The organism is Picosynechococcus sp. PCC 7002, from assembly GCF_963860125.1.
Taxonomy (GTDB): Bacteria; Cyanobacteriota; Cyanobacteriia; order Cyanobacteriales; family MRBY01; genus MRBY01.
In genome coordinates, this window is sequence record NZ_CAWLFA010000001.1 from 2,513,000 (window position 1) to 2,525,106 (window position 12,107).

Annotated in this window: 9 protein-coding genes; 4 read left to right on the forward strand and 5 right to left on the reverse strand. The window is 51.5% G+C overall.

The genetic code is table 11. From position 1 onward, the window contains the following. Positions 1-38: 38 nt before the first annotated feature. From katG to ppk1, 4 genes are all read right to left on the reverse strand, one after another. Entirely contained in the window at positions 39-2,261 is a 2,223-nt protein-coding gene (gene katG, locus AACQ84_RS12190) for a catalase/peroxidase HPI (RefSeq protein ID WP_315862056.1), read from the reverse strand. A 161-nt stretch (positions 2,262-2,422) separates the two neighbouring features. Further along, positions 2,423-3,286, reverse strand: coding sequence for a universal stress protein (locus AACQ84_RS12195; RefSeq protein WP_012308019.1), 864 nt, complete (start codon positions 3,284-3,286; stop codon positions 2,423-2,425). 15 nt (positions 3,287-3,301) lie between these two features. Beyond that, positions 3,302-4,795 (reverse strand): SulP family inorganic anion transporter, encoded by a 1,494-nt coding sequence (locus tag AACQ84_RS12200; protein ID WP_012308020.1) that lies wholly within the window; start codon positions 4,793-4,795, stop codon positions 3,302-3,304. Positions 4,796-4,873: 78 nt separating this feature from the next. Next, entirely contained in the window at positions 4,874-7,030 is a 2,157-nt protein-coding gene (ppk1, locus tag AACQ84_RS12205; RefSeq protein WP_012308021.1) for a polyphosphate kinase 1, read from the reverse strand. 70 nt (positions 7,031-7,100) lie between these two features. On the opposite strand from ppk1, the gene AACQ84_RS12210 reads away from it, so the two are divergent. From AACQ84_RS12210 to aqpZ, 3 genes are all read left to right on the forward strand, one after another. Then, positions 7,101-8,231 carry a tetratricopeptide repeat protein gene (locus AACQ84_RS12210; RefSeq protein ID WP_012308022.1) on the forward strand — a complete coding sequence of 377 codons (1,131 nt, stop codon included), beginning with the start codon at positions 7,101-7,103 and terminating at the stop codon, positions 8,229-8,231. Further along, the gene (locus AACQ84_RS12215) at positions 8,228-9,349 is read left to right on the forward strand and encodes an LptF/LptG family permease (protein WP_012308023.1); all 1,122 of its coding nucleotides are present in this window, start codon (positions 8,228-8,230) and stop codon (positions 9,347-9,349) included. The genes AACQ84_RS12210 and AACQ84_RS12215 overlap by 4 nt, the downstream gene beginning before the upstream one ends. A gap of 145 nt (positions 9,350-9,494) precedes the next feature. Further along, on the forward strand, positions 9,495-10,250 hold the full coding sequence (gene aqpZ, locus AACQ84_RS12220) for an aquaporin Z (RefSeq protein WP_012308024.1): 756 nt from the start codon (positions 9,495-9,497) through the stop codon (positions 10,248-10,250). Between the two features lie 113 nt (positions 10,251-10,363). Here aqpZ and AACQ84_RS12225 read toward each other — a convergent pair whose 3' ends face one another. After that, the gene (locus AACQ84_RS12225; RefSeq protein WP_012308025.1) at positions 10,364-10,564 is read right to left on the reverse strand and encodes a hypothetical protein; all 201 of its coding nucleotides are present in this window, start codon (positions 10,562-10,564) and stop codon (positions 10,364-10,366) included. A gap of 240 nt (positions 10,565-10,804) precedes the next feature. Here AACQ84_RS12225 and glyA point away from each other — a divergent pair, with 240 nt between their 5' ends. Then, on the forward strand, positions 10,805-12,088 hold the full coding sequence (glyA, locus tag AACQ84_RS12230) for a serine hydroxymethyltransferase (protein ID WP_012308026.1): 1,284 nt from the start codon (positions 10,805-10,807) through the stop codon (positions 12,086-12,088). The last annotated feature ends 19 nt before the right edge of the window (positions 12,089-12,107 follow it).

Sequence of the window (12,107 nt, forward strand, 5' to 3'; positions counted from 1 at the left end):
TCAAAAAAGCGCGGTAGTGTGGGGATTTAACTCGGAAATCAAGCTAGATCAAAGCGATCTGCATTCATCACTTTTGTCCAGGCCGCAACAAAATCCTGGATAAATTTCTCGTTGCTGTCGTCTTGGGCATAGACTTCGGCATAGGCCCGCAGGATAGAGTTACAGCCGAAAACGAGATCCACTCGCGTGGCTGTCCACTTGACTTCACCGGTGTGGCGATCGCCAATTTCATAAAGATTCTTACCGGCTGGCTTCCAGGTATATTTCATATCCGTCAGATTGACGAAGAAATCATTGGTCAAGGCGCCCTCGCGGTCTGTGAGCACGCCATGCTTGGTGCCGCCATAATTGGTGCCCAGTACACGCATCCCGCCGACCAAAACAGTCATCTCAGGGGCGGTCAGTCCCATTAATTGCGTGCGGTCGAGCATTAATTCTTCGGGGCTGACCACATAGTCTTTTTGGAGCCAGTTCCGGTAGCCGTCGTGGAGGGGCTCTAACACCGCGAATCCCTCGACATCGGTCATTTCCGCCGTCGCATCACCACGGCCTGGGGCAAAGGGCACCGTAATCTCCACTCCCGCCGCTTGGGCTGCTTGCTCGATGCCAACATTGCCTGCCAGAACGATTACATCTGCGACACTGGCTCCACTCTCAGTGGCGATCGCCTCTAGTACTGGCAACACCTTAGCTAAACGTGCTGGTTCATTCCCTGCCCAATCCTTTTGGGGAGCCAAGCGAATTCTCGCGCCATTTGCCCCACCGCGTTTGTCTGAGCCCCGAAACGTTCTCGCACTGTCCCAAGCCGTACAGACCATTTCACTAACGCTTAAACCACTGGCCGCAATTTTGTCCTTAACCGCTTGCGGATCGTAGTCCGTCTTGCCCGCTGGAATCGGATCTTGCCACAACAAATCTTCCTGGGGTACATCCGGGCCAATGTAGCGGGACTTCGGCCCCATATCCCGGTGCGTGAGTTTGAACCAGGCCCGGGCAAAAGTTTCGGCAAAATAGGCTGGATCTTGGTAAAACCGCTCAGAAATCTGTCGATAGTCCGGATCCATTTTCATCGCCATGTCGGCGTCGGTCATAATCGGGCTAAGGCGGATCGATGGATCTTCAACATCAACGGGCTTGTCTTCTTCTTTGATATTGATCGGTTCCCATTGCCAGGCTCCCGCTGGGCTTTTCTTAAGTTCCCAGTCGTAGTTGAGCAATAGCCGAAAATAACCGTTGTCCCATTGGGTTGGATAGGTAGTCCAGGCTCCTTCAATGCCACTAGTGACGGTGTTACGACCAATGCCACGTTGGGTCTTATTCAGCCAACCCAAACCTTGGTCATCGAGATCGGCGGCTTCGGGTTCTGGGCCAAGTAAGGTTGCATCCCCATTACCATGGCACTTACCCACGGTATGGCCGCCAGCGGTAAGGGCGACGGTTTCCTCGTCGTTCATCGCCATCCGCGAAAAAGTGATCCGAATATCATGGGCTGTTTTGAGGGGGTCTGGATTACCATCTACACCTTCAGGATTGACATAGATTAAGCCCATCATTACTGCAGCTAACGGATTTTCTAGATCCCGCTCACCGGAATAGCGACTGTGGGGGTTATCACTGGGAGCCAGCCATTCTTTTTCTGAACCCCAATAAATATCTTTTTCGGGATGCCAGATGTCCTCACGGCCAAAGGCAAAGCCAAAAGTCTTTAGTCCCATGGATTCATAGGCAATGGTGCCAGCATAGGCAATTAAATCGGCCCAACTCAATTTATTGCCATATTTCTTTTTGAGCGGCCAGAGGAGGCGACGGGCCTTGTCTAGGTTGGTGTTGTCGGGCCAAGAGTTGATCGGGGCAAAACGTTGATTCCCCGTCCCAGCACCACCCCGACCGTCTGCGATCCGATAGGTGCCGGCGGCGTGCCAAGTCATACGAATCATCAACCCACCGTAATGTCCCCAATCTGCGGGCCACCAGTCCTGGCTGTCTGTCATTAGTGCATGGAGATCCCGCTTGAGGGCATCAACATCAAGGGTTTTGACTGCATCTTGATAATTGAAATTTGCGCCCATTGGGTTGGTTTTGTGGTCATGCTGGTGCAGAATGTCCAGATTGAGGGCTTTTGGCCACCACTCCATGTTTGTCGCCATGCTGCTCGTGGTCAGGGCACCGTGCATTACTGGACATTTGCCGCCGGTGTTCGTGATGTGGTCATGCATTAATAATTTCCTCTTGCGAGTCAACACAGAGATACTTGTTGCCATGGTTGGTCTCACAATGGTGGTAATCCCAAGCCATCACCCTGGCAAACAGCCAATCCCTGTGCACTACATAACTAGAAATTATAGGAATGATTCTTTTGTAATGTCCCAGATGATACTTTTATTTTTACTTTCTGGAGTGTTTCTCAGAGGTCGGTAAACAGTTAGCGATAAACGAAGACAGGAATACGACTACTCCGGAGGATTTGGGCGGTGGTGCTGCCAATGACGAAGTGGCGAATCCGGCTATGGCCATAGGCACCAATCATTAACAGGTTTATTTTGGCTTGGTCACAAAATTGGGCGATCGCCGTTTCGGAATTGCCTGGAACGAGGTGGTAATGGGCCTCAATGCCAGCGGTGCTCAATCGTTGTTTGGCCTGGGCAAGGCAGGGATTTGTCGTGGCATCACCGGGTTTTTTCGTGACGGTCAGCACATGAATTTCTAAGGCTTTGAGGGCGGCACATTCACTCAAAAAGTCGAGGAGCTTGCGGCAACTGGGACTGTCATCGTAGGCGACGAGGAGGCGATCGATGGGTTGAAATTCGCGAGAGGTGACCAGGCAGGGTTTATGGCTCGACCGAATCAGACGCTCCAAATTGGCTCCGAGGTGATCGGGGGCGATATTTTCTGATTCCCCTCGCTTGCCCAAGATAATTAGATCGGTATTTTGTTCTAAATGTTGGAGACAATCGATAAAATAGCCCACCTCATGGAGGAGTTTTGCGGGGGGCTGGCCAGCAGCACTTAGGGTTTCTTGGGCTTCTTGGAGAATTAATTTTGCCCGTTCGTGGTCGAGTTTTGCTTTTTCATGTTCAAGGGCGACTAAACGTTGAAGGAGACTTTCAGACGTTCCCAGGCCAATGCTGCCACTAAAATTACGGGCATCGGCGGCAGCCCTACTCCGGGCGTCGGTGACATGGAGTACGTCGATGGTTGCCCCCAGGCGATCACCAAACCAAGCGGCATATTGATAATTGCTCTGGGCAAAGTTAGAGCCGTCGGTGCATAACAAAATTCGTTGCATGGTTTTTCAAGCTTTTCAAGAAACGTCTACGGGGGCCGGGGTTACTTTCGCGGTGTGTTTTTTACTGTAGGTGGCCAACTTATCTACCAGTTTCGCACTTTCAGCGTTGAGGCCCAGCAATTCCACCTCGGCCCCGGTGCGGTGAAACTTCGCCACGATGCGGTCGAGCATTTCCACAGCCCCTTGATCCCAGAGGTGGGCGGCGCTGAGATCGATGACGACTTGATCAACGACTTCTTCAAAATTAAAGGCGTCAAAAAATTCTTCCTTAGAGACAAAAAAGATTTGCCCCCGGACAGTATAAACATGGCGATCGCCGCCAGCTTCCACCCGCTTGTCTACCAAAACAACCTGGGCAATCTTATTGGAGAAAAAGACCGTACTCATCACAATACCCGTCGCGACTCCCAGGGCAAAATTGCGGGTCAGGATAATTACCGTCATCGTCGTCAGCATCACCATGGATTCACTGCGCGGCAGACGGGACAAATTTTTGAGAGAAGACCAGCGGAACGTCCCAACGGAGACCATGATCATGATCGCCACCAAAGCCGCCATGGGCATCTGTTGCACCCAATCCTGGAGACCCAAAATCGCAATCAACAGAAAAATCCCCGCACACAGGGTCGATAAACGGCCCCGGCCACCGGATTGGACATTGATCACCGATTGGCCAATCATGCCGCAGCCCGCCATGCCGCCAAAAAAGGCCGTGAGAATGTTGGCAAAGCCTTGCCCCTTCGCCTCTTGGTTTTTATCACTGGGGGTATCGGTTAACTCATCCACTAAAGAAGCCGTTAAGAATGAAGCCAGGAGACCGACAATCGCCAGGGTGATTGCGTAGGGAAAAATAATCTGCAGCGTTTCCCAGTTCAGGGGCACCTGGGGTAAACGGAAAAAGGGCAGGGCCGTGGGCAGTTCGCCCATATCCCCCACCGTGGGAACGTCTAGATTTAAGGCGATCGCCGCCACCGTCATCACCGCCAAAGTCACCAAGGGTGAAGGCACCACCGTCGTTAGCCGCGGTAAACCATAGATAATTACCAAGGACAACGCCGTGAGAAGATAAACCATTGGCGATTTCCCGATCAGTTGGGGCAGTTGGGCCAAGAAAATCAACACCGCTAAGGCATTCACATAGCCCAGAACCACCGCTCGCGGCACATATTTCATCTGCCGGCCCAGTTTGAGGAACCCAAAGATCACCTGAATCACGCCCGTCAAAAGGGTCGTCGCAAACAAATACTCCAGGCCATGATCTTTTACCAGATCAATCATCAACAGCGCCATCGCTCCCGTGGCCGCTGAGATGGAGCCGGGTCTACCCCCCAGAAAGGCTGTCATCACCGCAATGATAAACGAGGCATATAAGCCCACCTTCGGATCAACCCCAGCGATAATCGAAAAGGCGATCGCCTCCGGGATCAACGCCAATCCCACCACTGCACCAGCCAGAATATCCGCCCGCACATTGGCAAACCATTCCCGTTTTAAAACGCTTAAATTCAATGTGTCTCCGTAACAAAAAAGTTCAAGCCAAAAGCGTTAGGATGCTACCACAGAATTTGAAACGCGCGACAACGAAAACTAATCCAAGCTGTCCTGGAGAGCCATCTGCATCAAAATATCGTGGGTGCTGTCGCTATGGCCATCGGCATGGGGTTCTTTTTGGTGGTAATGGCCGTCCTGCTGGAGCTGCCAAGATAAGCGGTTATCGGACAACATAATCCCCAGGATCTCGTTGAGATCGCCAATTAACTTGGGATCCTCTACGGGGGTCACCGCCTCCACCCGACGACTCAGGTTACGGGTCATCCAATCGGCGCTACCGATGTACATTTCCTCGGCCCCATCATTCTGGAAATAGTAAATGCGCGAGTGTTCCAGGAACCGCCCAATAATACTGATGACGCGGATATTCTCACTGAGGCCTTCGACGCCAGGACGCAGACAACAAATCCCCCGCACGATCAGATCAATTTCCACCCCCGCTTGGGACGCTCGATAGAGGGTTTGGATCATCTCTAGATCGACCAGGGAGTTCATTTTTGCCACGATCCGTCCACTGCCGCCATTTTTGACGTGGGCAATCTCCCGCTCGATCATTGCCACCATGCGAGACCGGAGGGTGACGGGGGCCACCAATAACTTACGGTAGGAACTTTGGCGGGAATAACCCGTGAGGAAGTTAAACAAATCCGTGAGATCTGCCCCCAAATCCTCACGACAACTCAGTAGCCCCAGATCCGTATAGAGGCGGGCGGTTTTTGGGTTGTAGTTGCCGGTGCCAATGTGGACGTAGCGGCGAATTTTTTTCTTTTTCTCTTGGCGCACCACCAGAACAATTTTGGTGTGGGTTTTCAGCCCAGCCAGGCCATAGACCACATGAACCCCTTTTTGTTCGAGGGTTCTAGCCCAGTTAATATTATTTTCTTCATCAAAGCGGGCTTTCAATTCCACCAGTACCGCCACCTGTTTGCCGTTTTGGGCGGCTTCGATGAGGGATTGAATAATCGGGGAATCACCGGAAGTTCGATAGAGGGTCATTTTGATCGCCAGCACGTCGGGATCCTTCGCCGCCTGGGTAATAAAGGCTTGGACGGTGGCCGAAAAAGAATGGTACGGATGGTGCAAAAGGCGATCGCCCTGACGAATCAACTCAAAAAAATCTGACTCAAAATCTTCCGAAGAACGGCTCCCCTTCCCCGCATCGAGCCAAGCCGGGGCAGTGGGCGACCAGGGTTTGTCCTTGAGGTGCTTGAGGGGCAAACCGAGGAACGTAAACAAAGAATCTAGACCAATTAAACCCTCTACTTCATAGACATCAATGTCCTGGAGATCCATTTCCTTGATGAGCATTTGCCGCACATCTTCCGGCATGGAATGGTGAATTTCGAGGCGCACCACAGAACCGCTAAACCGCCGCTTATGTAACTGTTCCTCGATGGCAATCATCAAATCATCGGCTTCGTCTTCTTCCACCGAAAGAGACGCATTGCGAGTGACCCGAAAGGCATAGCACTCCTGGATATTCATCTGGGGAAAGAGGGTATCCAGATTATGGGCGATCACCTGTTCGATGGGCACCCCCACCCAAATCACTTTTTCTTGATCGGGGTAATAGCAAAGCTCTGGGGGTAATGTGACAAACCGAGGAAAGTTCCCTGGCACCTTGACCCGGGCAAATCTTTCTTGTTCTTCATTTTCTGGTTCTTTGATCACCACCGCAAGGTTTAGGCTGAGGTTAGAAATGTGGGGAAATGGGTGACTCGGATCAACGGCGAGGGGCGTCAGGACGGGGAAAATATGCTCCTGGTAAAAGTCATGAAAATAGTTCCGTTGTTCCCGGTTGAGGTCGAGGTAGTCAACGAGGTGAATTCCTTCCTGGGCGAGGAGGGGCTTAAGGGTATGTTGAAAATGTTGATCCTGGAGTTGGACGAGGGGTTTGAGGCGTTCGTAAATGTCTTGGAGTTGTTCGGCTGGATTGCGCCCATCAAAGGAGAGTTTGCTGACCCCGGCCTCCACTTGTTGCTTCAGTCCGGCAACCCGCACCATGAAAAATTCGTCGAGGTTATTGCTAAAAATGGCGAGAAATTTGAGGCGCTCTAGCAGTACGTTGCGGTCGTCCAATCCCTCACTGAGAACGCGGCGGTTAAATTCAAGCCAACTGAGTTCCCGATTAAAATAATATTGCGGATTATCGAGGTCAGTTTTGAGTTTACTGGCGGTTTTCGCAGAGGACATATACTTTTTATGCAGAGGATCGAAACTGTGACGGGAAGCCTTTCTCGCCATTGTTAATAGAGTAAACCCCATGACCAATTGTTATCGCAAACTTTTGCTTTTTCTTAGCCTCAGCTTAATGATGGGGGCCGGGCAGGTTTCGGCAGCATCTCTGGTAGGGCCAATTCAAGATCCTTTACTCCCAACCCAGCAGGGCGATCGCCCCTTGAGTGAATCCCAGGCGGCCCAACTAACCCAGACAATTATCACCCTAGAGGCTGAGGGGTTCGAGCAATGGGCTGAGGGAAATAAAGAGGCGGCTTTTTCTCGGTGGTGGCGACAACTGCGGTTACGGCAAGTTTTACCGGATCGCCAAGCCGAAGTGGAAAGCCTAGGACAAATCGGGGCGATCGCCTGGGAAGATAACCAAACAGAGCCAGTACAAATCATCACCGAACGTTTGGTGGCCATCGAACAACAAAATTTTCCCCAAGACTATAATCTCCTGCTGCCCCTGGCCACGGCCTATGAACAAATTCGGGATTCTCAACGGGCGATCGCCCTCTATCGGCAGCACCTAGAGACCCTCGAAGATCCCTACAAACCAGAAATTTTGCGCCTAATTACCCAATTGGCCCTAGATTGGTTTAACACCAACGCCGCCCTCAATGCCCTAGAAGAAATTGCAACCCTCAACGCCCTTACGGACGCAGACCGGGAACAACTCGCCGCCCTCTATGAACAAACCCAGCAGCCCGAAAAGGCGATCGCCCAGCAACGGCAACTCACCGCTGTTTATTTCCAAGCACAAAACCTGCCCCGACTGATCCGCACTTACCAACAAATCGCCGAAAATTACAGGCAACTCCAGGATTATCCCCAGGCCGTAAGCTTTAGCCGCGATGCCTTTACCCTCGCCTGGGAACTGGAGTATTTTGACGCCGCCGAAAGTGCCCTCACCCAGTTGGCGACCCTTTACCTGGCCCAAGAGAAAAACGCCTCTGGCCTCCAGGTCTATGAACAACTGATCACCGTCCAGGAAGCGAGCTATAACCGCTTTGGGATGATGGAAACCTACCGCACCCTCGGCACCCTCTATGAACAGGCGGGCCGCTACCCCGACGCCCTCGTTGCGCTCCAAAGGGGATTGGCGATCGCCAAAGAATTGAACCACAATATCAACGACTTCACCCAAGCCATTGCCACCCTGCCGCTTCAATGAAATCTTTGCTCAAAAATCTTGCCGTTTTAGACCGCTACATCATCGGTGAACTCAATCTAGCCTTTGCGTTTGGCTTGGGGCTATTTTCTGCCCTGGGAATCGCCGTCGGTAGTCTCTTTGATCTTTTGGCCCAGGTGCGAGAATCTCGGTTGCTCTTTGATGTGGCTCTGAAGGTCATGGCTCTGAAAATGCCGGAATTTATCGGTTTTGCCCTGCCGATGGCCGTTTTGCTGGCGACCCTCATTGTTTACAGTCGCCTCTCTGGAGACAGTGAAATTATCGCCCTCCGCAGCCTGGGGATTAGTGTCTATCGCCTCGTTTTACCGGCCCTCATTTTCAGTATCTTGGCCACAGCAATCACCTTCGTTTTTAAAGACCAAGTGATCCCCCTCGCCAATGCCCAGGCCACCCAAACCCTGGAACAAGCCTTTTTACAAAAACAAGCGCCCTTTCGAGATGAGAAAATTATTTATCCTGAATATGGCGAGGATAACGTCCTCAAACGCTTATTTTATGCGGCTGAATTTGACGGACAGCAGATGAAAGATCTGACGATCATCGACCGCTCCAACGGCAGCCTGAATCAAATTGTCACCGCCGATGCTGCTGGCTGGGATCTCGCCCGTAATCAGTGGAATTTTCAAAATGGCATTATCTACTTCATTGATATCGACGGCTCCTACCGCAATGTGCTGCGCTTTGACCGCCACCAAATTCAACTCAGCAACGAGCTACGGGTGGACGAAGAATTACCCAAACACGAAGATATGAGCCTAGCCCAACTCCAGCAGTACATGCAGACTGTCGCCGCTGACCCTGACCGGGATGAGGCTTGGTTGCGGAAGTTGCGGGTGCGGTTCCAAGAGAAAATTTCCTTTCCCTTTATTTGTCTCGCCCTGGGTGTGGTGGGAGCCGCCATTGGTTTGCGGCCCCAGAGTGCAGGGAAAGCCACCGGGTTTGGTCTCTGTGTGGGGTTAATCTTTGGGTATTATTTCCTCGCTTTTATGATCAGTTCCGTGGGCGTAGCTGGGTATTTGCACCCCATTTTGGCGGCCTGGTTACCCAACCTGATCGTGATGGCGATCGCCTCTGGTCTTGTGCTGCAAAGCGCGAAGTAAGCTCATTGCACAGCAATTTATCCTGGGCTGATTGGCTAGGCCTGAACGTAAATATCTTTAGTGAACTCTTATGACAAAAAAGCGCCTCTTCATTGGAGTTGAAAAGAAAATTGTGTATGTAGTCTATTTGTAATTGGCGACATACATGAAGAAATACATTGCAGAATTTCTAGGGACATTCTGGTTGGTTCTGGGGGGATGTGGCAGTGCTGTTTTTGCCGCCGTCGTCGCCCTATCCGACGCTGACCTTTCCAACGGGTTAGGTCTGGGTTTTCTGGGGGTTTCCCTGGCCTTTGGTTTAACAGTTGTGACTGGCGCCTATGCTTTCGGGCATATTTCTGGTGGCCATTTTAACCCGGCAGTTTCCTTTGGCCTATGGGCCGCCAAACGCTTTCCTGGGCATGAATTACTTCCCTATATCGTGGCCCAGGTGTTGGGAGGAGCTTTAGCTGGCCTTGTCATTTTGGTAGTCGGCAGTGGCAATGGCGCCTTAGACTTATCCGGCTCGAATCCCCTGGCTACCAACGGCTTTGGGAGTCATTCTCCAGGTGGCTATGGCTTACTGGCGGCTTTGATTACCGAAATTGTCATGACCTTTATGTTTTTGATGATTATTTTGGGTTCCACAGATCGCCGTGCCCCCGCTGGTTTTGCCCCAGTTGCCATTGGTCTTGGTTTAACATTGATTCACCTGATCAGTATTCCAATCACCAATACCTCGGTCAATCCGGCTCGGAGTACAGGCGTCGCTCTCTTTTGTGGCAACGTTGAATTAATCGGTCAGCTATGGCTCTTTTGGGTAGCACCTATTTTTGGGGCGATCGCCGCAGGATATGCCTATAGTGCTTTCTTTAGCGAAACAAAAGATACAACGGGTACTGGGGCGCCGACGATCGCTTAGGCCCATACCAGACATAATCTTTACCTGATATTTCCCCCATCGCTTGATTTTTCAAAACCTGGGGGATTTTTTATGGTCAATCTCTGGAATTAAGTCCGCTGGAGACAGGGAGCCTAATCACCAACATCCGCAATCCGAAAACCCATCTGGCACTCATAGGTCGTCGCCACCTTGGGAAAATTGCCATTGATGAGATGGCCGCAACATAATTTGCCCTGGCGTACGCGGGGGGTGCCACTTTGATCGGCCATTAAACAGCCCTGGCACACTTGATCAGTGGGTAAGATCTGTCCATCCGTAAGGATCATCAACATCTGCGCTTGCCTCCCATGGGATCCAACAACCACTCTTGCTTAATTTTTATTGTAAAGGGAACTGCTGATAAATTCGTTAAACTTGCTACACTGCTTAACCTTGGGGGCCATAGCGCCATTCACCTAGTCCGGCCCGCCGAGGAATGTTTGTTAAAATTTTAGCGATGCCGATGGTATAATGCGCCATCCGCAGGAAGTATTTTTAAATTTTATTTGCGATTGCGAAAGGAAGACCTCACCGTGACCCAAACTAACCTTGATTTCTTAGCCCAAACCGATAGCGTTGTTGCTGGGATGATTGCCAGTGAACTCAACCGCCAGCGGGTACACCTCGAACTCATCGCCAGCGAAAACTTCACCTCCCCAGCGGTGATGGCGGCCCAGGGTTCTGTCCTCACGAATAAGTACGCCGAAGGTCTTCCCAATAAGCGTTATTACGGTGGCTGCGAATTTGTCGATCAAGTAGAGCAAATTGCCATTGATCGCGTCAAGGAATTGTTTGGAGCGGCCCATGCCAATGTTCAACCCCACTCCGGCGCCCAGGCCAACTTTGCGGTGTTCCTGACGCTCCTGGAACCTGGCGACAAAATTATGGGGATGGACTTGTCCCATGGGGGCCACTTGACCCACGGTTCGCCGGTGAATGTGTCGGGGAAATGGTTTGAAGTGGTGCAGTATGGCGTTAATAAAGAGACAGAACGCCTCGATTATGATGAAATCCGCGAAATTGCCCTGCGGGAAAAACCGAAGCTGATCATCTGTGGTTATTCTGCTTACCCGCGCATTATTGAGTTTGATAAATTCCGGGCGATCGCCGATGAAGTAGGTGCCTATTTGATGGCGGACATTGCCCACATTGCGGGATTAGTCGCAACAGGCCATCACCCCAACCCAATTCCCCACTGTGATGTGGTGACAACTACCACCCATAAAACGCTCCGTGGCCCCCGGGGTGGTTCGATCATGACCCGCGACGCCGAACTGGGCAAGAAATTTGATAAATCGGTGTTCCCTGGTAGCCAAGGCGGCCCCCTCGAACATGTGATTGCGGGGAAAGCGGTGGCCTTCGGCGAAGCCCTCAAGCCGGAATTTAAAGCCTATTCTGCCCAGGTAATTGCTAATGCCCAGGCGATGGCCAATACCCTCGTCAGCCGTGGCTTCAAACTCGTTTCTAACGGGACAGATAACCACCTGATGCTTGTGGATATGCGCTCCATTGGCATGAACGGGAAGCGGGCTGATGCTTTGATTAGTGAGATCAACATCACCGCCAACAAAAACACCGTTCCCTTCGATCCTGAGAAGCCTTGGATTGGGAGCGGCATCCGTCTCGGTTCTCCGGCGATGACCACCCGGGGCCTCAAGGAAGTAGACTTTGCCGAAATTGCCAACATCATTGCGGATCGTCTGTTAAATCCCGATGATGAAGCGGTGAAACAGGATTGTCTGGGTCGCGTTGCGGATCTTTGTGAAAAGTTCCCCCTCTACCCCCATTTGCAGATTCCGGTAGCGGCGATCGCCTAAATTCTTTAATATCTTTTTA

Coding starts and splice junctions, on each gene's coding strand:
- AACQ84_RS12225 (WP_012308025.1), bottom strand. CDS start 10,564: ATGTTGATGATCCTTACGGATGGACAGATCTTACCCACTGATCAAGTG.
- aqpZ (WP_012308024.1), top strand. CDS start 9,495: ATGAAGAAATACATTGCAGAATTTCTAGGGACATTCTGGTTGGTTCTG.
- AACQ84_RS12215 (WP_012308023.1), top strand. CDS start 8,228: ATGAAATCTTTGCTCAAAAATCTTGCCGTTTTAGACCGCTACATCATC.
- AACQ84_RS12210 (WP_012308022.1), top strand. CDS start 7,101: ATGACCAATTGTTATCGCAAACTTTTGCTTTTTCTTAGCCTCAGCTTA.
- ppk1 (WP_012308021.1), bottom strand. CDS start 7,030: ATGTCCTCTGCGAAAACCGCCAGTAAACTCAAAACTGACCTCGATAAT.
- katG (WP_315862056.1), bottom strand. CDS start 2,261: ATGGCAACAAGTATCTCTGTGTTGACTCGCAAGAGGAAATTATTAATG.
- AACQ84_RS12195 (WP_012308019.1), bottom strand. CDS start 3,286: ATGCAACGAATTTTGTTATGCACCGACGGCTCTAACTTTGCCCAGAGC.